Raw genomic sequence first — 20,776 nt, 5'->3', positions numbered from 1 at the left:
CGGACTCAGCCGGTCTCGACGCCCGTCGCTTTCTCGGCAGTCGCCCCCCGCCGCCGCTGCGAGCGCCGCGCGGCCAGCACCGGGCCGATGTGCCTGGCGCGGGGACGGCTCAGGGCGGGACGCTGGGCGGCGACCCGGCTGCGCAGCCCGGCCACGCTGCCGACCCGCAGCACCGCCTGCGGCCGGAGGCCGAGCCGCGCCATGAACCGGTTCGCGTCCCGCGACGTGGTGATCGAGGCGGACGCGACGTGGGCGATCCCGCACTCGTCGGCGAACGCGGCGGCAGCCTCGATGAGCGCAGCGCCCACGCCACGACCGCGGAAGTCCGCGAAGACGTGCGGAGAGACCGCCTGCACGACGGGCTCCAGGTTGAGCGGCGTCAGCGTGTCCACGCGCAGGAACACCCCGCCGACCAGCACCTCGTCCTGCTCGGCCACCACCACCCGCTGGTCGGGGGTCAGGGCCGCCCGCTCGAGGATCTCCCGCACATCACCGACCTGGGTCTCGGGGTCGGCCCGCCGGAGCACGTCCCCCCACAGCAGCGCCAGCCGCGGGGCGTCGGAGGGGACCGCCTGGCGCAGGGTCACCGACGACCTGCTCATCCTCATCGCCTCCGCACGCTGCTTCGGGTCCTGGCCGCTCCCCCCGCCCGCGACTGTCGCGCCCGAGACTACGCTCATGCTCCCCCCACTGTCCTAGGAGTCCCGTGATCCCCGGAGTCGGCACGGCCGTCAACGTGGCCACCGTACTGGTCGGCGCGACCCTCGGGGTACTGCTGGGCAACCGGCTCCCCGCCCGCACCCGCGACCTGGTGACCGACGCGCTCGGCCTGGTCACGCTGCTGATCGCGGCGATCTCCGCCGCGGCCGTGCTGGACCCGGAGCTCGCCGCGGCGGTCGGGGACAGCGCCACGCTGCTGGTGGTGCTCGGCGCGCTCCTGGTCGGCGGCATCCTCGGCTCGCTCGCGCGGCTCGAGGAGCGGGTGGAGGCACTGGGCGGCCACCTGCAGCGTCGCCTCGCCGGGGAGACGGGCTCGGCGGAGCGGCACCGCTTCATCGAGGGCTTCGTCACCTCCTCGCTGGTCTTCTGCGCCGGGCCCCTCACCATCCTGGGCTCGCTGTACGACGGGCTGGGCGCGGGACCGGACCAGCTGCTGCTGAAGGCGGCCCTGGACGGGTTCGCCGCGATCGCCTTCGCCGCCTCGTTCGGCTGGGGGGTGGCCGCCAGCGCGCTGACCGTGCTCGTCGTCCAGGGGTCCCTGACGCTGGTCGGCCTCGCCCTGGGTGACGTGCTGCCCGACGCCGAGCTCGCCGCGATCACCGCCACCGGCGGTCTGCTGCTGGTCGGGGTGGCGTTGCGGCTGCTGCGGATCCGGGAGATCCCGGTCGCGGATCTGCTCCCCGCCCTCCTGGTCGCCCCGCTGCTCACCACGCTCGTCGCGTCGCTCCGCGGCTAGCCACCGGCGCGCTATAGTCCCGCAACCGACACGTTGTCGGCCACGAGCCAGCCGGGAGCACCATGCACCTGCGTTTCCTCAGAGCCAGCCTGCTCGTCGCGCTGCTGATGGCACTGCTGACCGCGGTGGGCTCACCGGCGCACGCGGCGGACGCACCCTGTGCGAAGCCGCCGAAGCGTGACGACGACACCATCCACGTGCAGGGCTGCCTGCGCGACCTTCGCGGCAACGGCGACAAACCCGTCCCGGGCGTCACCATCACCGTGTCCGACACCGAGGGAAACCCGCTCGTGGAGGGCACCACCGACGAGACCGGGCTGTTCGACCTTGCCCTCCCCGGGACGGTCCTGGACGTGCTCGGCACCACGGTCGTGGTGACCATCGACACCGACACCCTCCCGGAGGGGACGGCGCTGCAGAACCCGGAGCAGAAGAAGCTGGTCGCGGAGATCAACACCGAGAGCGACCAGTACTTCACCTTCCCCATCGACGACGCGCCGAAGGTCGCCAGCAAGTGGGACCAGGCGATCGACCTGCTCGCGGGCGGCCTGGTCTTCTCCCTTCTGCTGGCGATGGCCGCCCTCGGGCTGTCCCTGATCTACGGCACCACCGGGCTGACCAACTTCGCCCACGGCGAGCTGATCACCTTCGGCGCCCTGGTGGCCTACCTGGTCGACCAGCTCAGCGGGGAGATCACACTGTTCGGCGCGAACGTCACGGTGGTCACCGGCGTCCTCGCGGCCCTGGTGTTCGGTGGACTGTTCGGCTGGGCGCAGGACCGAGCCCTGTGGCGTCCGCTGCGCCACCGGGGCACCGGCCTGATCGCGATGATGGTGGTCTCGATCGGCCTGTCGATCTTCCTGCGCAACGTGTTCCAGTACGTCATGGGTGCCGACGCCAAGCAGTACTCGCAGTACGCCACCCCGACCCCCTTCACCCTCGGGCCGATCGAGCTCACCCCCAAGGAGGTGGTCGTGGCGGCCGCTGCCCTGGTGGTGCTGGTGATCACGATCCTGGCGCTGCGCTACACCCGGCTCGGCAAGGCCACCCGCGCGGTGGCCGACAACCCGCCCCTCGCGGCGTCCACCGGCATCAACGTGGACCGGGTGATCTCGGTGGTGTGGATCCTGGGGGCCGGCCTGGCCGGCCTGTCGGGCGTGCTGCTGGGACTCACCCAGGGTTTCGACTTCCAGCTCGGCTTCAAGATCCTGCTGCTGGTGTTCGCCGCGGTCACCCTGGGCGGCCTGGGCACCATCTGGGGCGCCCTGGTGGGTTCGCTGATCATCGGCATGTTCATCGAGGTGTCGACCCTGTGGCTTCCGGTGGAGCTGAAGTTCGTCGGGGCGCTGGTCGTCCTCATCGCGGTACTGCTCGTCCGGCCCCAGGGCATCCTCGGCAAGGCACAGCGGATCGGCTAGGAGACCGACATGGACTGGCAATCGATCATCTCCGACTCGCTCCAGCAGGCTCTGGGTCCCGACGCCATCGTGTTCGCCCTCGCCGCGATCGGCCTCAACATGCACTTCGGCTACACCGGCCTGCTGAACTTCGGCCAGGCGGGGTTCATGGCGGTGGGGGCCTACACGATGGCCTCGTTCGTGGCGACCTGGGGCCTGTCGCTCTGGCTGGGCCTGGCCACCGCTCTGCTCTTCGCGGTGGTGCTCGCCCTGTTCCTCGGCGTACCCACCCTGCGGCTCCGCGCGGACTACCTCGCGATCGTGACCATCGCCGCGGCCGAGATCATCCGGCAGACGGTCGGGTCGGTGACGCTGCAGAAGTGGTTCGGCGGCCAGGACGGCCTGCAGACCTTCAACGCCGCCTTCCGCCGACTCAACCCCTTCAGCTCCTCGCAAGGCATCCCCGGCGTGGTCGAGTGGCGGCCGTACGACTTCTGGGTCGTCGTCGTGGGTTGGACGGTGGTGGCCCTCGCCTGCCTGCTCACCTTCCTGCTCGTGCGCAGCCCCTGGGGCCGGGTGCTGCGCAGCATCCGGGAGGACGAGGACGCCGTGCGCTCCCTGGGCAAGAACGTCTACGGCTACAAGATGCAGTCGCTGATCATCGGCGGCCTCTTCGGCGCCGCCGCGGGGATCCTCATGGCCCTGCAGAAGCAGGCGTTCAACCCGAGCCTGTTCGCCACCGACACGACGTTCTTCGCCTACACGTGTCTGCTGCTGGGCGGCGCGGCCCGGGTCATGGGTCCGGTCCTCGGCTCGATCCTGTTCTGGTTCCTCATCAACTTCCTGGACGGCTTCTTCGCCCAGGCGACCGACCCGGCCAACGGCCCGCTGATCCCCTCGTGGCTCATGGACGCCAACCAGGCCAGCCTGGTGCGTTTCATCGTGATGGGGCTGGCGCTGATGCTGCTCATGATCTTCCGCCCACAGGGGATCCTGGGCGACCGAAGGGAGCTGGCGATCGATGCCCGCTGAGACCACCGCACTCCCCAGCGACGTCGAGTCGAGCACCGAGGCGGGGCGGGAGCGGGCCCGCGCGGCCATCGCCAGGCTCGACGGCGTCCCCCACGAGCCCGGGGTGCCCAAGCCCGACCCGATCCTGGTGGCCGACAAGGTGACCCGCGCGTTCGGTGGCCTCACCGCAGTGGACGTCGAGCACCTCGAGGTCCAGGCCGGCGTGATCACCGCCCTGATCGGACCCAACGGCGCGGGCAAGACGACGTTCTTCAACCTGCTCACCGGGTTCGACCGACCCGACACCGGCACGTGGTCGTTCAAGGGCACGCCACTGAACAAGGTCCCCGCCTACAAGGTCGCTCGGATGGGGATGGTCCGCACGTTCCAGCTGACCAAGGTCCTGGCCAAGCTGACGGTGATCGAGAACATGCGGGTCGGCGCGCCCGGGCAGAAGGGCGAGCGGCTGCTGCCGTCGATGGTCAAGGCCCTGTGGCGCGGCCAGGAGGCCGAGATCACCGAGCGTGCCGACCGGCTCCTGGCCCGGTTCCTGCTCGACAAGAAGCGTGAGGACTTCGCAGGCTCCCTGTCCGGGGGCCAGCGCAAGCTCCTCGAGATGGCACGGGCGCTGATGGCCGACCCCGAGCTGGTGATGCTCGACGAGCCGATGGCCGGCGTCAACCCGGCACTCAAGCAGTCGCTGCTGGGGCACGTGAAGTCGCTGCGTGACGAGGGACGCACCGTGCTGTTCGTCGAGCACGACATGGACATGGTGCGTGACATCTCCGACTGGGTCGTGGTGATGGCGCAGGGCAAGGTGATCGCGGAGGGCCCGCCGCTCGCCGTGATGCAGGACCAGCGGGTCATCGACGCCTACCTGGGCGCCCACCACGACACCGTGCTCACCGACGAGACCATGCAGGCCATCCACCACGAGGCGGCCGAGGAGCTGCACGCCGAGGCGGCCGAGGTCCCCCACGAGGAGAAGGCCGATGAGTGAGGACACGCTGACCCCCGAGCGGAGCACCCACCTGGCCCACGCCGAGGGCGCGGTGCTGCGTGCCGACGACCTCCTCGCGGGCTACCTGCCAGGGGTGAACATCCTCAACGGGGCGGACCTCTACTGCAGCGAGGGCGAGCTGGTCGGCATCATCGGCCCCAACGGAGCCGGCAAGTCCACGCTGCTCAAGGCGCTCTTCGGACTGGTGCGGATCCACTCGGGGACCGTGCTGCTCAAGGGTGAGGACATCACCAACCAGCGCGCCGACACGCTGGTCTCGGCGGGCATCGGGTTCGTGCCCCAGACCAACAACGTCTTCCCGTCGCTGACCATCCAGGAGAACCTCGAGATGGGCTGCTACCAGCGCCCGTCCATCTTCAGCGAGCGCTTCAAGACCGTGTGCGACCTCTTCCCCGCGCTGGGCGACCGGCGCAACCAGCGCGCGGGGTCCCTGTCCGGTGGCGAGCGGCAGATGGTCGCCATGGGCCGCGCGCTGATGATGAACCCCTCGGTGCTCCTGCTCGACGAGCCCTCCGCGGGGCTGTCGCCGGTGATGCAGGACGAGGTCTTCGTGCAGACCCGACGGATCAACCGGGCCGGCGTCTCGGTCATCATGGTGGAGCAGAACGCCGCGCGGTGCCTGCAGATCTGCGACCGCGCCTACGTGCTGGACCAGGGACGCAACGCCTACACCGGCACCGGCGACCAGCTGGCCAAGGACCCGAAGGTGATCGAGCTCTACCTCGGCACCCTGGCCAAGCAGACCTGAGCCCGGACCCTCGCCTGCGCCGTCGCCTGCGCCACGGACGACAGTGCCCCCGGCCGCTCGGCCGGGGGCACCGCGTGTCGCTGGTCAGGTCACACGATCAGGGCAGGACGCCGGAGACCGAGTCGACCTGCTTGTAGGTGTTGTCGTTGCCGTACTCCTGGATGCCGATGGTCGCCTTCATGACCGAACCGACGGAGTTGAGGTCGCACGGACCGGACTGACCCTCGTAGTCGATGTCCTCACCGGACTTGACCAGGTCGAGACAGGTCTTGTAGTCCGAGCACTGCGTGCCACCCTCGGAGATCTCGATCAGCTTGGAGCCGATCGACGTGCCGGCGTCGTCACTCGCCGCCTCGGCCGCCAGCGCGATCATCGTCATCGCGTCGTAGGCCTGCGGGGCGTAGGTGAAGTCCTCCAGCTTGGGGTCGACCTGCAGCAGGCGCTCCTTGAACGTCGGGTCCAGCTCCGGCGGGGTCGGGAAGGTCGCCTTCACGCCGGCCAGGGTGCCCGGCTTGAAGTCCTGCGAGTAGTCCGCGGTGTTCCCGTCGACGAAGTAGGTCTGCAGGTCCTGGGGACCCACGCCCTTCGCGATCAGCGCGGGGATCATCTTCTTGGTCTCGTCGAAGCCGATGATCACCACGGCGTCCGGCTTGGCCGCCGCCACCTTGTTCACCTCGGCGGTGAAGTTCTGCGCGTCGGCGGCGTAGAGCTGCTTGGTCGCGACGGCGCCACCCTTGTCGGTCACCACCTGCTCGACCCGGTTGGCCAGACCCTCGCCGTAGGAGTCCTGGCGGGCCAGGATCGCGACGTTCTTCTTCCCGTCCTCGATGAGCAGGTTGCCGAGGACCTCGCCCTGCAGCACGTCAGAGGGCGAGGTGCGGAAGTACAGGTCGTTGTCCGGGTGGGTGTCCAGCTCGGGGGAGGTGTTCGCCGGAGAGAACTGCACCACACCGGCCCCGGTGATCTTGTCGATCACGCTCAGCGAGACCGAGGAGGCGGCGGCACCGATGATCGCGTCCGCGCCGGCGTTCAGCAGCTTGTCCACCGAGCTGCCCGCGATGTCGGGCGTGCCGTCACCGGAGTCGCTCTTCTGCTGCTTGACAGGCTTGCCGAGGACTCCGCCGTTGTCGTTGATCTCCTGGATGGCCAGGTCGACACCCGCGAACTCCGGGGGACCGAGGAAGGCGAGGTCACCGGTCTGCGGCAGCAGCGTGCCGACCACCAGCTCGCCGTCACCCTTGGCCTCGGGGGCCGCGGAGCTGGTGTTGTCGGACTCGCTGGCGGTCGACGAGTCGTTCGAGTCCGACCCGCAGCTGCTCAGAGCGAGTGCAGACACCAGTGCGATCGCACTGATGCTTGCATAGGTCTTGGGGCGCTTCATGTAGCCTCCGGTTTCTTCCTCATGGCTGTATCTCCCGGTGGCGCTGCGCCATCGGATAGGACAAGTTAGCGCCTCAACCCAAGCTCACCCCAGCAGGAAGTGGCTCGTTAGCGATTTGTAATCTGCCGTTTCGCCCGCCGGGGTCAGCGCAGCCCGTGCGTGAGCACGCCGTCGGCGACCTGCCGCATCGACAGCCGCAGGTCCATCGCGGTCTTCTGGATCCAGCGGAAGGCCTCCGTCTCGCTGAGGCCGAGCTCCTCCTGCAGCACCGCCTTGGCCCGCTCCACCGCCTTGCGGGTCTCCAGGCGCTCGCTGAGGTCGGCCACCTCCGTCTCGAGCGCCCGCAGCTCGGCGAACCGGCCCACCGCCATCTCGATGGCCGGTACCAGGTCGCTGCTGGAGAACGGCTTGACCACGTAGGCCATCGCCCCGGCCGCCCGCGCCCGCTCGACCAGGTCCCTCTGGGAGAACGCGGTCAGGATGACCACCGGGGCGATGCGTTGCTCGGCGATCCGCTCGGCCGCGGCGATCCCGTCCAGGACCGGCATCTTGACGTCCAGGACGACCAGGTCCGGAGCCAGCTCCTCGGCCAGCCGGATCGCCTCGGCCCCGTCCGCTGCCTGGCCCACGACGTCGTACCCCTCCTCGACCAGCATCTCGGCGAGGTCCATCCGGATCAGCGCCTCGTCCTCGGCGATGACGACGCGACGGCGAGTGGGCGGGAGCGACTCGGTCACGGTGACAGGCTATCCGTCGGGTACGGTGTGGGCTGCCCGCCCCGGTAGCCCAACGGCAGAGGCAGTGGTCTCAAACACCACCCAGTGTGGGTTCGAATCCCACCCGGGGCACGGTGCGGGGGCCGGTCACGTGGCCCGGCGGTAGGCGGGAGCGACCTCGTTGATCGCATCGCCCATCCGGTGGATGCGCAGCGCGTTGGTCGAGCCGGGGATCCCCGGCGGGCTGCCGGCGATGATCACGACCAGGTCCCCCTCGTCGACCCGGCCGATCTCGAGCAGCGCCTCGTCGACCTGGCGCACCATCTCGTCGGTGTGCTCCACGTCGCCCATCTTGAAGGTCTCCACCCCCCAGGTCATCGAGAGCTGGGAGCGGGTGGAGGACCGGGTGGTGAAGGCCAGGATCGGGATCGGTCCCCGGTAGCGCGCCATCCGCCGGGCGGAGTCGCCGGTGGAGGTGAACGCGACCAGGAACTTCGCCCCGACGGCCTCGGCCACCTCCGCCGCCGCCTTGGCGACGATGCCGCCGCGGGTCACAGGGATCCAGGTGAGGGCCGCCATGTGGCCCAGCCCGTGGTCCTCGGTGGAGACGATGATGCGGGCCATCGTCTCCACCGTGGCGACGGGGTACTCCCCCACGCTGGTCTCGCCGGAGAGCATCACCGCGTCGGCCCCGTCCAGCACGGCGTTGGCCACGTCGGAGGCCTCGGCCCGGGTGGGGGCAGGGGCGGTGATCATCGACTCCAGCATCTGGGTGGCCACGATCACCGGCTTGGCGTTGCGACGCGCCTTGTCGATCAGCGTCTTCTGGTGGATCGGGACGTCCTCGAGCGGGCACTCGACGCCGAGGTCGCCGCGGGCCACCATGATGCCGTCGAAGGCCTCCAGGATGGCGTCGACGTCCTCCAGGGCCTGGGGCTTCTCGATCTTGGCGATGACCGGGACCCGGACCCCCACCTCGTCCATGATCCGGTGCACGTCGAGCACGTCCCGGGAACTGCGCACGAAGCTGAGCGCGACGAAGTCGACCGCCAGCGCCAGCGCCCAGCGCAGGTCCTCCTCGTCCTTGGCAGAGAGCGCCGGCACCGAGACCGCGACCCCTGGCAGGTTGATGCCCTTGTGGTCGCTGACCCGGCCGCCGACCACGACCCGGGTCCGCACCTCCGACCCATCCACCGCCGTGACCTCGAGCCGGATGCGGCCGTCGTCGATCAGCACCGGGTCACCGGGGCCGACGTCGCCGGGCAGGCCCGCGTACGTCGTCCCGCAGGCCACGGCGTCCCCGGGGACCTCGCGGGTGGTGAGCGTCCAGGTCTGGCCTGCCGAGAGCACGACCGGGCCGTCGGCGAACGTCGCCAGCCGGATCTTGGGGCCCTGGAGGTCGGCGAAGACCCCGACTCCGCGCCCGGCCGCGTCGGCCTCCTCCCGCACCAGCCGGTAGACGCTCTCGTGGTCGGCGTACGACCCGTGGCTCATGTTGAGCCGTGCCACGTCCATCCCGGCGGCGACCAGGTCCCGGATCCGCTCCCGCGAGGCCACCGCGGGACCCAGCGTGCAGACGATCTTGGCTCTTCGCACCCGCCGACACTAGCGAGATTTGAACGTTCCAACAACCGCCGGGCGACTCGGTCGCCCGCGGCTCGTGGCGGGTCGGCGTCAGACGGTGAGCGGTCGGGCGGACGGTGGGATCGGGGCCGGCAGGGTCGTCGAGCCGCTCAGGTACTCGTCCACCGCGGCGGCCGCGGCCCGGCCCTCGGCGATCGCCCAGACGATCAGCGACTGGCCGCGGCCCGCGTCCCCGGCGACGAACACGCCGTCGACGGAGGTGGCGTAGCCCTGGTCGCGGGCCACGTTCCCCCGCTCGTCCAGGGCCACCTCCAGCTGCTCGAGCAGGCCGGGACGCTCCGGCCCGGTGAACCCCATCGCCAGCAGCACGAGCTCGGCCGGGATCTCCCGTTCGGTGCCCGGGACCGGCTGGAAGGAGGCGTCGACGTCGACGAGCCGCAGTGCACGCACCCGGCCCTCCTCGTCGCCGAGGAGCTCCTGGGTGGACACGGCGTAGACCCGGTCACCGCCCTCCTCGTGCGCCGAGGACACCCGGAACACCATCGGGTAGGTAGGCCAGGGCTGCCCGGACGGACGCTCGTCCCCGGGGCGCGGGAGGATCTCGAGCTGGGTGACCGTGGCCGCTCCCTGGCGCAGGGCCGTGCCCAGGCAGTCGGCACCGGTGTCACCTCCACCGATGATCACCACGTGCCTGCCGGCCGCGGTGATCTGGCCCGGCACCTGCTCGCCCAGCGCGGCGCGGTTGCCCTGGGGGAGGTACTCCATGGCCTGGTGGACGCCGGCCAGCTCCCGCCCCGGGACCGGGAGGTCGCGGGGCACCGTGGACCCGATGGCGAGCACCACCGCGTCGAAGCGCTCGCGCAGCTGCTCACCCGTCAGTGACTCCCCGACCGCCACGCCCGGCCGGAAGACGGTTCCCTCGCGCTCCATCTGCACCAGACGCCGGTCCAGGTGCGCCTTCTCCATCTTGAACTCGGGGATGCCGAAGCGCAGCAGCCCGCCGATCCGGTCGGCCCGCTCGTAGACCACCACGGTGTGCCCCACCCGGGTCAGCTGCTGGGCCGCGGCGAGCCCCGCAGGGCCCGAGCCGACGACGGCGACGGTGCTGCCCGAGAGCCACTCCGGCGGCTGGGGCCGGACCAGCCCCGAGTCCCAGGCCCGGTCGATGATCGCGACCTCGACGTTCTTGATCGTCACCGGGTCCTGGTTGATGCCCAGCACGCAGGCGGTCTCGCAGGGTGCGGGGCACAGGCGCCCGGTGAACTCGGGGAAGTTGTTGGTGGCGTGCAGCCGCTCGATGGCGTCGGACCAGTCCCCGCGCCAGACCAGGTCGTTCCACTCCGGGATGAGGTTCCCCAGCGGGCACCCCTGGTGGCAGAAGGGGATGCCGCAGTCCATGCAGCGCCCGGCCTGCGTGCCGATGATCGGCAGCAGCGCCCGGCCGGCACCATCCGGGTAGACCTCGTGCCAGTCGTGCAGCCGCTCGTCCACGGGGCGGCGCGGAGCCACCTCCCGGTCGTGGGCGAGGAAGCCCCTGGGGTCAGCCATGAAGCACCTCCATGATCCGGGCGTTGGCCTGGTCCTCGTCGAGCCCCTCGGCGAGGGCGGCGGCGCGGGCCTCCCTCACCCGCCGGAAGTCCCTGGGCATGACGAGCGTGAAGCGCGGCAGGCTCGCGGACCAGTCGGCGAGCAGGGCCTCGGCGACCGGCGAGGCGGTCTCGGCTCGATGCTGCTCGACCAGGACCCGCAGCTCCTCGGCGTGCTCTCCGCCCACCGGGGTGAGGTCGACCAGCTCGGGGTTGACCCGCCCCTCGACCAGGTCCAGGACGAAGGCGTACCCCCCGGACATGCCGGCGGCGAAGTTGCGGCCGGTGCCGCCCAGGATCACCACCCGGCCCCCGGTCATGTACTCGCAGCCGTGGTCGCCGACCCCCTCGACGACGGCCGTGGCGCCGGAGTTGCGCACGCAGAACCGCTCCCCCACCTGGCCGCGCAGGAAGATCTCCCCGCCGGTGGCGCCGTAGGCGATGACGTTGCCCGCGATGATCTGCTGGCTGGCGTCGAAGGTGGCGGTGCGGGCGGGGCGGACGACGATCCGTCCCCCGGAGAGTCCCTTGCCCAGGTAGTCGTTCGCGTCGCCCTCCAGGCGCATGGTCACGCCGTGCGGGACGAACGCCCCGAAGGACTGGCCGGCGGACCCGGTGAAGGTGACGTCGATCGTGCCGTGGGGCAGCCCCTCCCCGCGGTAGCGCTTGGTGACCTCGTGCCCGAGCATGGTCCCGACGGTGCGGTTGACGTTGCGCACGGGCAGCTCGATCCGGACCGGCTCACCCCGTTCCAGGGCTGGTTCGGCGAGCCGGATCAGGGTGTTGTCCAGCGCCTTGGCCAGCCCGTGGTCCTGCCCGGTGCTGCAGTAGCGGGTCTGACCCGCGAACTGTTTCTGGACCTCGGGCTGGTGGAGGATCGGACCGAGGTCGAGGCCCGCGGCCTTCCAGTGGTCCACCGCCTTCGCCACGTCCAGGGCGTCCACCCGGCCGATCGCCTCTTCCAGCGTGCGGAAGCCGAGCCGGGCGAGCAGCTCGCGCACCTCCTGGGCGATGTACTCGAAGAAGGTGACCACGAACTCCGGGCGGCCGGCGAACCGCTCCCGCAGGACGGGGTTCTGGGTGGCCACGCCGACGGGACAGGTGTCGAGGTGGCAGACCCGCATCATCACGCAGCCCGACACCACCAGGGGGGCGGTGGCGAAGCCGAACTCCTCGGCGCCGAGCAGCGCCGCCACCACCACGTCGCGACCGGTCTTGAGCTGACCGTCGGTCTGGACGACGATCCGGTCGCGCAGCCCGTTGAGCAGCAGCGTCTGCTGGGTCTCGGCCAGACCGAGCTCCCACGGCCCACCCGCGTGCTTGAGCGAGGTGAGCGGCGAGGCCCCGGTCCCGCCGTCGTGCCCGGAGATCAGCACGACGTCCGCGTGCGCCTTGGACACGCCGGCGGCGACCGTGCCCACGCCGACCTCGGCGACCAGCTTCACGTGGACCCGGGCCTCGGGGTTGGCGTTCTTGAGGTCGTGGATGAGCTGGGCGAGGTCCTCGATCGAGTAGATGTCGTGGTGCGGCGGCGGACTGATCAGGCCCACCCCCGGCGTCGAGTGCCGGGTCCGGGCCACCCACGGGTAGACCTTGTGGCCGGGGAGCTGACCCCCCTCCCCGGGCTTGGCGCCCTGGGCCATCTTGATCTGGATGTCGTCGGCGTTGGTGAGGTACTCCGCGGTGACACCGAACCGGCCGGAGGCCACCTGCTTGATCGCCGAGCGTCGCTCGGGGTCGTGCAGCCGCTCGGGGTCCTCCCCGCCCTCCCCGGTGTTGGACTTCGCGCCCAGCCGGTTCATGGCCACGGCGAGGGTCTCGTGCGCCTCCTGGCTGATCGAGCCGTAGGACATCGCCCCGGTCGAGAAGCGCTTGACGATGGCCGAGACCGGCTCCACCTCGTCGAGGTCCACCGGGGTGCGGCCGAGGTCCGCCGCGTCGCGGAACCGGAACAGCCCGCGGAGGGTCATCAGCCGCTCGGACTGCTCGTCGACGCGCGCGGTGTACTGCTTGAAGACGTCGTAGCGGCCGGTGCGCGTGGAGTGCTGCAGCCGGAACACGGTCTCGGGGTCGAACAGGTGCGGCTCCCCCTCGCGGCGCCACTGGTACTCCCCGCCGACGGTCAGCTCGCGGTGGGCCGGCAGGATGCCGCCACGCGGGTACGCCGTGGCATGGCGCCGGGCGACCTCGGCGGCGATGGTGTCGAGCTCGATGCCGCCCAGCTTGGACGTGGTGCCGGTGAAGTACCGGTCGACGACCGCCTGGGAGAGGCCGATCGCCTCGAAGATCTGGGCGCCGGTGTAGGAGGCGACGGTCGAGACGCCCATCTTGGACATCACCTTCAGCACACCCTTGCCGAGCGCCTTGACGAGGTTCCTCACCGCCTGCTCGGGCCGGACCGTGACGTAGTAGCCGTCCCGGGCGAGATCCTCGACGGTCTCCATCGCCAGGTAGGGGTTGACCGCGGCGGCGCCGTACCCGATCAGCAGGGCGACGTGGTGCACCTCGCGGACGTCCCCGGCCTCCACGAGCAGACCCACGCGGGTCCGGCTCTTCTCACGCACCAGGTGGTGGTGCACGGCGCCGGTGAGCAGCAGGGTCGGGATGGGCGCCAGCTCCGCGGTGGAGTGCCGGTCGGAGAGCACGATGATCCGGGCGCCGCCGGCGATGGCCTGGGAGACCTCCCGGCAGATCTCCTCGATCCGGGCGGCCATCGCCGCCCCGCCGCCCTCCACGTCGTAGAGGCCGCGGGCGACGTGGGTGATGAAGCCCGGCATGTCGCCGTCGCGGTTGATGTGCCGGATCTTGGTGAGGTCGTCGTTGGAGAAGACCGGGAAGGGCAGCACCACCTGCCGGCAGGACGCCGGGGTGGGCTCGAGCAGGTTCGCCTCGGGGCCGATGGAGCCGTACAGGGAGGTGACCAGCTCCTCCCGGATCGCGTCGAGCGGCGGGTTGGTGACCTGGGCGAAGAGCTGGCTGAAGTAGTCGAACAGCAGCCGGGGCCGGTCGGAGAGCGCGGCGATCGGGGTGTCGGTGCCCATCGACCCGATCGGCTCGGCACCGGTGTTGGCCATCGGCGTGAGCAGCACCCGCAGCTCTTCCTCGGTGTAGCCGAACACCTGCTGGCGCCGGGTGACCGACGCGTGGGTGTGGATGACGTGCTCGCGGCCGGGCACGTCGTCGAGGTGGATCAGCCCGCCGTGCAGCCACTCGTCGTAGGGGTGCTCCGCGGCCAGCTCGGCCTTGATCTCCTCGTCCTCGATGATCCGGTGCTCGTCGGTGTCCACCAGGAACATCCGGCCCGGCTGCAGCCTGCCCTTGCGGACGATCGTGGCGGGGTCGAGGTCCAGCACGCCCACCTCGGAGGCGAGGACGACCAGGCCGTCCTCGGTGACCCAGTAGCGGGACGGACGCAGGCCGTTGCGGTCCAGGACGGCACCGATCTGGGTCCCGTCGGTGAACACCACGCACGCGGGTCCGTCCCAGGGCTCCATCATCGTCGCGTGGAAGGCGTAGAAGGCCCGGCGCCGTTCGTCCATCTCGGCGTGGTTCTCCCAGGCCTCGGGGATCATCATCAGCACCGCGTGCGGCAGGGACCGGCCCCCCATGTGCAGCAGCTCGAGCACTTCGTCGAAGGACGCGGAGTCCGAGGCGCCGGGCGTGCAGACCGGGTAGAGCCGCTCGAGGTCGCCGGGGATCAGGTCCGAGCGCAGCAGCGCCTCGCGGGCCCGCATCCAGTTCCGGTTGCCCATCACGGTGTTGATCTCGCCGTTGTGGGCGATGAAGCGGAACGGGTGGGCCAGCGGCCAGCTCGGGAAGGTGTTCGTGGAGAAGCGGGAGTGGACCACGGCGAGGGCGGAGGCCACCCGCTCGTCGACCAGGTCGGGGAAGAACCGGTCGAGCTGGTCGGTGGTGAGCATCCCCTTGTAGCCGAGGGTGCGCGAGGACAGCGAGGGGAAGTACACGTCGGTCTCGTGCTCGGCGCGCTTGCGCAGGCAGAACGCCCGGCGCTCGAGCGCCATGCCGGAGATCCGTACTCCGGCGCCGGTGAGGAAGACCTGGCTGAACCTCGGCATCACCGAGCGCGCGGTCTCCCCGAGCATGGCCGGGTCCACCGGGACGTCGCGCCAGCCGAGGACGGTCAGTCCCTCCTCGAGGGCGAGCTCCTCCAGCCGCACCCGGGTCTTGACCGCCTCCTCCTCGTCGGGCGGCAAGAAGGCGATGCCGACGGCGTACCGGTGCGGAGGCGGCAGCTCGAAGTCGACGACCTCGCGCAGGAAGGCGTCGGGGACCTGAATCAGGATGCCGGCACCGTCACCGGAGTTGACCTCGGCACCGGCGGCACCGCGGTGGTCGAGGTTGCGCAGGGCGGTGAGTGCCTGGGCCACGATGTCGTGGCTGGGCACGCCGGTGAGCGTCGACACGAAGGCGACCCCGCAGGCGTCGTGCTCGTGGCTGGGGTCGTAGAGCCCCTGGGGCGGCGGGAAACCGTCGAAACCGGGCACAGTCCTCTCCCGTCGTCATCTCTGGCGATCGTGCTCGCCACCGTGGGTGCTGCTGGTGCGGCTGCCGGGGACGACGTTGGCCCTAGCGGGAGCCACAGGCTACCACCGGGGGGTCAGTGGCACGCGTGGCTGCCCCCGTCGCGGACGGTGCCGTCGAGGGTGTGGAACGCCCAGGCGAACTCGCCGTCGCCGAGGGTGAGCTCGAGGACCCCGAACGAGCCGGCCTGGAAGTACCGCGACCCCGGCGCGTGGGACTGCCGCTGGTACAGCGACGCCCCGCCCGTGCCGACGACGAAGGAGACGATGCCGTCCGCCCGGCGCTGGCCCGTGGCGTTCATCGGCGCGAACCGCTCGTAGAGGTGGTCGTGCCCGGCCAGGGCGAGGTCGACGTGCTGGCGGTAGGCGGTCCGCCAGAGCCCGGTCACCGAGCGTTGCGAGCCGTGGGGTCCCGAGGAGTATCGGGGGTGGTGCATCGCGACCAGGGTGCAGGCGGTGGGGTGCGCCTCGAGGTCGCGGCGCAGCCAGGCACGCTCGGCCGCGCAGTCGACCTGGGTGCAGTTGGAGTTCAGCAGGTAGGCCCGCCAGCTGCCGATCGAGATCGCGCGGTAGCCCGGTGGCTGCTGGTGGAAGTACCGGTAGTAGCCGCTGGCACCGGGGGTGTTGTACTCGTGGTTGCCCGGGACCGTGCGGGTGCGCCGCTTGAAGGCGCCCCACGAGTCGGCGTAGGCCCGCCGGAAGGCGGGCAGCGCGCCGCGCTCGTACTGCAGGTCCCCCAGCGCGAGCACCCGCACGGGCTTCAGGCTGGTGACCAGTGCGGCGGTGGCCCGCTGCTGGCAGCTGTCGGCGGTCGCGGGGCTGCCCGGCGCGCAGACGACGTCTCCGGCGGCGACCACGGTCGTCCCGGTGACCGCGCGCGGGGTCGCCTGGTGGACGGAGGCGACCGTGCGGGCCTCGGGGGCCGGCGTGCCTGCCGGCTGGCCACAGCCGGCCAGGGTGAGGACGGCCAGCGCGGCGGCGGCGCGCAGCCGGGAGGACCTGGTCAGGGTCATCAGCGTTCCTTCTCCTCGGTCGGCACCGGGTCGCCCCCGGACACGTCGTACAGCTCGGTGTCCGGACCGGGCCGGGTGCGGGTGGCCCAGACGAAGTACGCAGTGGCGGCCAGGAACAGGGTCAGCGAGGTCCACTCGTTGAACCGCAGACCGAGCACGTCGTTGAGCTGCACCTCGTCGATGCGCAGGTGCTCGATCCAGGAACGACCTAGCGTGTACACCATCACGTAGAGCGCCATCACCCGCCCGTGCCCCAGGCGGAAGCGCCGTTCGGCCCACAGCAGCACCCCGAACGCCGCCAGGTTCCACAGGGACTCGTAGAGGAAGGTCGGGTGGAAGGTGGCGCTGCCCTCGTAGCCGGGCGGGCGGTGGGCGGGGTCGATCTCCAAGGCCCACGGCAGGTCGGTCGGACGGCCGAACAGCTCCTGGTTGAACCAGTTGCCCCACCTGCCGACCGCCTGGGCGACCAGCAGGCCCGGGGCGAGCGTGTCCAGCATCGGGGCCACTCGGATGCCCTGCCGGCGGGCCCCGATCAGGACGCCGACCGCACCGAGCGCGATCGCCCCCCAGATCCCGAGCCCGCCGCGCCACACGTACAGCACGGCCCACGGGTTGCCACCGTCCCCGAAGTAGGGCTTCCAGTCGGTGGCGACGTGGTAGAGGCGACCGCCCACCAGTCCGAAGGGCACCGCCCACAGGGCCACGTCGCTCACCTCGTTGGGGCGGCCGCCGCGTGCCACCCAGCGGCGCTCGCCGATCCAGACCGCCGCCAGGATGCCGAGGATGATGCACAGCGCGTAGGCGCGGACCGGCACCGGGCCGAGGTGCCAGACCCCCTCTGCCGGGCTGGGGATGCTCCAGGCGGTCACGAGCCCTCCTTGTCCAGCAGGGCGGCGACGTCCTCGGCCAGGTCGGCGGCCGAGGTCCCCTGCGTCCACACGATCGGGACCCGGTCGCGGGAGTCGATGCCGAGGATCGGGGTGCTGTGGTCCACCTCGTAGCCCCCGCTCGGCAGCTGCTGCCCCTTGCCGATGTAGACCCCCAGGTCCTTGCCGACCGCCTTGATCGTCGCCAGGTCGCCGGTGAGCCCGAGGAAGGACGGGTCGAACCGGTCCAGGTAGGCGCGCAGCGTCTCCGCGTCGTCGCGGGCGGGGTCGGTGGTGACCAGCACGACGTCGACCTGGCTGCGCTGCTCGTCGTCGAGCCGGGTCATCGCCGAGGCCAGGTCGGCCATCACCATCTGGCAGATGTCGGGGCAGTTGGTGTAGCCGAAGAAGACGAGCGTGAGCGGCTTGTGGGTGCTGGCAGCGAGGGAGAAGGGCCGGCCCGCGGTGTCGGTGAGCGTCGCGGTGGGCACGACGTACTGCTCGGCGAGGACCGCGCCGTGCATGCCGTCGTCGTCACCGCCGACCAGGGTGGCCGCGGGCTCCGACCCGTTCGCCCCGCACGCGGTGAGCAGGGCCGCGGCCAGCAGGGCCGCGGCTCCTCTACGCACCGCGGACACCGGCCGCCAGCTCCCGGGTCAGTGCCGCCAGTCCGCGCAGCCCGGCGCCGGGGTCGCCCGCGTGGTCCAGCAGCACCCGGACGAACGCCGAGCCGACGATCACCCCGTCGGCGAACCGCGCGACCTCGGCGGCCTGCTCGCCGGTGCTCACGCCGAGGCCCACGGCGACCGGCAGGTCGGTGAACGCCCGGGTCCGGGCCACCAGCGGCGCGGCGAGCTCGCTGGTGGTGGACCTGGCACCGGTCACCCCCATCACGGCCGTGGCGTAGACGAAGCCCCGGCAGGCGGCCGTGGTCATCGCGAGCCGCGCGTCGGTCGAGGACGGGGCGACCAGGAAGATCCGGTCCAGGCCGTGCGTGTCGGCGGCGGCGATCCACTCGGCGCCGCTGTCAGGGGTCAGGTCGGGCGTGATCAGGCCGGCGCCCCCGGCCTGGGCCAGATCGGCGGCGAACCGGGCCACCCCGTAGCGCTCGACGGGGTTCCAGTAGGTCATCACCACCGCCGGCACCCCGGTGTGGGCCACCGCCTCGACGGTGCGCAGCACGTCGCGGGTCCGGGTGCCGCGGTCCAGGGCCTGCTGGGCGGCGGCCTGGATGGTGGGACCGTCCATCACCGGGTCGCTGTAGGGCAGGCCGACCTCGATCACGTCACAGCCGGAGTCGACCATCGCCCGCATCGCGTCGATGCCTGCACCCACGTCGGGGAATCCGGCCGGCAGGTACCCGACCAGCGCCGCGCGTCCTTCGGCCCGGGCGGCGGCGAAGGCCGGTTGGACGCTCACGGCCGGTCCTCCCGGCCGAGCCCGAACCACTCCAGGGCGGTGCCCATGTCCTTGTCGCCGCGGCCGCTCAGGTTGATCAGCACGGTCGCCTCCGGCCCCTTCTCCTCTGCCAGCCGCTCGGCGACCTTCATCCCACCGGCGACCGCGTGCGCGGACTCGATCGCCGGGATGATGCCCTCGGTCCGGGCCAGGAGCGCCATCGCGTCCATCGCCTCGGTGTCGGTCACCGGGAGGTAGGTCGCCCGGCCGGTCCGGGCCAGGTGTGCGTGCTGCGGGCCGACACCCGGGTAGTCCAGTCCGGCCGAGACCGAGTGGGACTCGAGGGTCTGCCCGTCCTCGTCCTGCAGCACGTAGGTGCGGGCGCCGTGCAGCACCCCCTGCTCCCCCGCCACGATCGTGGCCGCGTGCCGCCCCGACTCGACCCCCTCGCCGCCCGCCTCGAACCCGTAGATGGCGACCTCCTCGTCGTCGAGGAAGGCGGTGAACAGCCCGATGGCGTTCGAGCCGCCTCCCACGCACGCGGCGACCGCATCGGGCAGCCGGCCGTAGCGCTCCAGGCACTGCGCCCGGGCCTCGTCGCCGATGCCCCGGGTGAAGTCACGAACCATGCTCGGGAACGGGTGCGGGCCGGCGGCGGTGCCGAAGAGGTACGCCGTGGTGCCGACCGTGCTGACCCAGTCCCTCAGCGCCTCGTTGATGGCGTCCTTGAGGGTCGCGGAGCCGGACTCCACCGGCACCACGGTGGCCCCCAGCAGGTGCATGCGGGCCACGTTCAGCGACTGGCGGCGGGTGTCGACGGCGCCCATGTAGACGGTGCAGTCGAGGCCGAAGTACGCCGCGGCGGTCGCGCTGGCCACGCCGTGCTGGCCGGCACCGGTCTCGGCGATCACCCTGGTCTTGCCCATCCGGCGGGTGAGCAGCGCCTGGCCCATCACGTTGCGGATCTTGTGGGCGCCGGTGTGGTCGAGGTCCTCGCGCTTGAGCAGGATCCGGGCACCGGTCCGCTCGGAGAGCCGCCGCGCCTCGTACAGACGGCTCGGCACCCCGGCGTACTCGTGCAGGATCGTGCGGAACTCCTCGAGGAACACCGGGTCGGCCATCGCGGCCTGCCAGGCCTCGGTGAGCTCGTCCAGGGCCGCCACGAGCGCCTCCGGCATGAACCGGCCGCCGAAGTCGCCGAAGAAGCCCTGCGGGTCGGCGTCGTAGGTGTGCGGGTGCCCCATCAGCCCTCCTCGGGTCCGCTCAGACCGGTCATCGCACGCACCGCCGCCTCCGGGTCACCGTCACGGACCAGTGCCTCGCCGACCAGGACCGCCCGGGCCCCCAGCCCCACCACGCGGGAGACGTCGCCGGGCCGGCCGATGCCGGACTCCGCGACCAGCACCCGGTCCGCAGGCACGAGCGGCGCCAGCCGGGCGAAGAGCCCGGGATCGACCTCGAGCGTCTTGAGGTTGCGGGCGTTGATCCCGACCAGCTCGGCACCGAGGACCAGCGCCCGCTCCACCTCGCGCTCGTCGTGGGTCTCCACCAGCACGGTGAGCCCGAGCTCCCGGGCGTCGGCGTGGAGCCGGCGGAGCAGGTCGTCGTCGAGGGCGGCCACGATCAGCAGCACCAGGTCGGCCCCGGCCGCGCGCGCCTCGAGCACCTGGTAGGGCTCCACGACGAAGTCCTTGCGCAGCACCGGGACGGCCACGGCGGCCCGCACGGCCTGCAGGTCGGCCAGCGTGCCGCCGAAGCGGCGTTCCTCGGTGAGCACGCTGATCGCCGCCGCACCCCCGCGGGCGTACGCCGCGGCCAGGGCGGCCGGGTCGGCGATGTCGGCCAGCGCGCCCTTGCTGGGGCTGCGTCGCTTCACCTCGGCGATCACGCTGGAGCCGGGCGCGCGGAAGGCCGGCATCGGGTCCCGCGGCGGGTCGACGTCGGCGAGCGCGGCGCGCAGGTCCGCCTCCGGGGTGGTGGAGCGGCGGGTGGCGAGGTCGAGGCGCACGCCGGCGACGATCTCGTCCAGGACGGACACGGAACCTCCGGGCGGGCAGA

17 protein-coding genes and 1 tRNA gene are annotated in these 20,776 nt (G+C 71.6%); 6 read left to right on the top strand and 12 right to left on the bottom strand.

The features are described from left to right. Window positions 1-5: 5 nt before the first annotated feature. Complete coding sequence (locus tag PLP61_RS02835) at window positions 6-602, bottom strand: GNAT family N-acetyltransferase (RefSeq protein WP_324500165.1); 597 nt, start codon at window positions 600-602, stop codon at window positions 6-8. 104 nt (window positions 603-706) lie between these two features. Between PLP61_RS02835 and PLP61_RS02830 the strand changes: the two genes are divergently transcribed. From PLP61_RS02830 to PLP61_RS02810, 5 genes are all read left to right on the top strand, one after another. Continuing rightward, window positions 707-1,456: a DUF554 domain-containing protein gene (locus PLP61_RS02830; protein WP_324500164.1), complete on the top strand. Its 750-nt coding sequence runs from the start codon at window positions 707-709 to the stop codon at window positions 1,454-1,456. A 62-nt stretch (window positions 1,457-1,518) separates the two neighbouring features. After that, window positions 1,519-2,874 carry a branched-chain amino acid ABC transporter permease gene (locus PLP61_RS02825; protein WP_324500163.1) on the top strand — a complete coding sequence of 452 codons (1,356 nt, stop codon included), beginning with the start codon at window positions 1,519-1,521 and terminating at the stop codon, window positions 2,872-2,874. 9 nt (window positions 2,875-2,883) lie between these two features. Next, window positions 2,884-3,885: a branched-chain amino acid ABC transporter permease gene (locus PLP61_RS02820; protein WP_324500161.1), complete on the top strand. Its 1,002-nt coding sequence runs from the start codon at window positions 2,884-2,886 to the stop codon at window positions 3,883-3,885. Then, window positions 3,875-4,864, top strand: a complete 990-nt coding sequence (locus PLP61_RS02815) for an ABC transporter ATP-binding protein (protein WP_324500160.1) — start codon at window positions 3,875-3,877, stop codon at window positions 4,862-4,864. Before PLP61_RS02820 ends, PLP61_RS02815 begins: the two co-directional genes overlap by 11 nt. Then, window positions 4,857-5,633 carry an ABC transporter ATP-binding protein gene (locus tag PLP61_RS02810; protein WP_324500159.1) on the top strand — a complete coding sequence of 259 codons (777 nt, stop codon included), beginning with the start codon at window positions 4,857-4,859 and terminating at the stop codon, window positions 5,631-5,633. Before PLP61_RS02815 ends, PLP61_RS02810 begins: the two co-directional genes overlap by 8 nt. Before the next feature lie 97 nt (window positions 5,634-5,730). Here PLP61_RS02810 and PLP61_RS02805 read toward each other — a convergent pair whose 3' ends face one another. After that, window positions 5,731-7,014: an ABC transporter substrate-binding protein gene (locus PLP61_RS02805; protein WP_324500158.1), complete on the bottom strand. Its 1,284-nt coding sequence runs from the start codon at window positions 7,012-7,014 to the stop codon at window positions 5,731-5,733. Window positions 7,015-7,157: 143 nt separating this feature from the next. Beyond that, complete coding sequence (locus tag PLP61_RS02800) at window positions 7,158-7,751, bottom strand: ANTAR domain-containing response regulator (RefSeq protein WP_324500157.1); 594 nt, start codon at window positions 7,749-7,751, stop codon at window positions 7,158-7,160. Between the two features lie 38 nt (window positions 7,752-7,789). Here PLP61_RS02800 and PLP61_RS02795 point away from each other — a divergent pair. Beyond that, window positions 7,790-7,862 (top strand) — tRNA-Leu (locus tag PLP61_RS02795). 15 nt (window positions 7,863-7,877) lie between these two features. On the opposite strand, the gene pyk is transcribed toward PLP61_RS02795, so the two are convergent. From pyk to trpC, 9 genes are all read right to left on the bottom strand, one after another. After that, window positions 7,878-9,326 carry a pyruvate kinase gene (gene pyk / locus PLP61_RS02790; protein WP_324500156.1) on the bottom strand — a complete coding sequence of 483 codons (1,449 nt, stop codon included), beginning with the start codon at window positions 9,324-9,326 and terminating at the stop codon, window positions 7,878-7,880. A gap of 78 nt (window positions 9,327-9,404) precedes the next feature. Next, the gene (locus PLP61_RS02785; RefSeq protein ID WP_324500155.1) at window positions 9,405-10,862 is read right to left on the bottom strand and encodes a glutamate synthase subunit beta; all 1,458 of its coding nucleotides are present in this window, start codon (window positions 10,860-10,862) and stop codon (window positions 9,405-9,407) included. Further along, window positions 10,855-15,405: a glutamate synthase large subunit gene (gene gltB, locus PLP61_RS02780; RefSeq protein ID WP_324500154.1), complete on the bottom strand. Its 4,551-nt coding sequence runs from the start codon at window positions 15,403-15,405 to the stop codon at window positions 10,855-10,857. The genes PLP61_RS02785 and gltB overlap by 8 nt, the downstream gene beginning before the upstream one ends. 113 nt (window positions 15,406-15,518) lie before the next feature. Further along, complete coding sequence (locus tag PLP61_RS02775) at window positions 15,519-16,454, bottom strand: metallophosphoesterase family protein (RefSeq protein ID WP_324500153.1); 936 nt, start codon at window positions 16,452-16,454, stop codon at window positions 15,519-15,521. Then, the gene (gene lgt, locus PLP61_RS02770) at window positions 16,454-17,323 is read right to left on the bottom strand and encodes a prolipoprotein diacylglyceryl transferase (protein WP_324500151.1); all 870 of its coding nucleotides are present in this window, start codon (window positions 17,321-17,323) and stop codon (window positions 16,454-16,456) included. The genes PLP61_RS02775 and lgt overlap by 1 nt, the downstream gene beginning before the upstream one ends. Further along, window positions 17,320-17,958 (bottom strand): SCO family protein, encoded by a 639-nt coding sequence (locus PLP61_RS02765; protein ID WP_324500149.1) that lies wholly within the window; start codon window positions 17,956-17,958, stop codon window positions 17,320-17,322. Before PLP61_RS02765 ends, lgt begins: the two co-directional genes overlap by 4 nt. Continuing rightward, entirely contained in the window at window positions 17,942-18,739 is a 798-nt protein-coding gene (gene trpA, locus PLP61_RS02760; RefSeq protein WP_324500147.1) for a tryptophan synthase subunit alpha, read from the bottom strand. Before trpA ends, PLP61_RS02765 begins: the two co-directional genes overlap by 17 nt. Then, window positions 18,736-19,962 carry a tryptophan synthase subunit beta gene (gene trpB / locus PLP61_RS02755; protein ID WP_324500145.1) on the bottom strand — a complete coding sequence of 409 codons (1,227 nt, stop codon included), beginning with the start codon at window positions 19,960-19,962 and terminating at the stop codon, window positions 18,736-18,738. The genes trpA and trpB overlap by 4 nt, the downstream gene beginning before the upstream one ends. Then, window positions 19,962-20,756 (bottom strand): indole-3-glycerol phosphate synthase TrpC, encoded by a 795-nt coding sequence (gene trpC, locus PLP61_RS02750; RefSeq protein ID WP_324500143.1) that lies wholly within the window; start codon window positions 20,754-20,756, stop codon window positions 19,962-19,964. The genes trpB and trpC overlap by 1 nt, the downstream gene beginning before the upstream one ends. Window positions 20,757-20,776: the final 20 nt, after the last annotated feature.

The organism is Nocardioides sp., assembly GCF_035429765.1.
Lineage (GTDB): Bacteria > Actinomycetota > Actinomycetes > Propionibacteriales > Nocardioidaceae > Nocardioides.
Note: the sequence above shows the minus strand (reverse complement) of the source record. Positions and strands in the feature narration are given on the sequence as shown.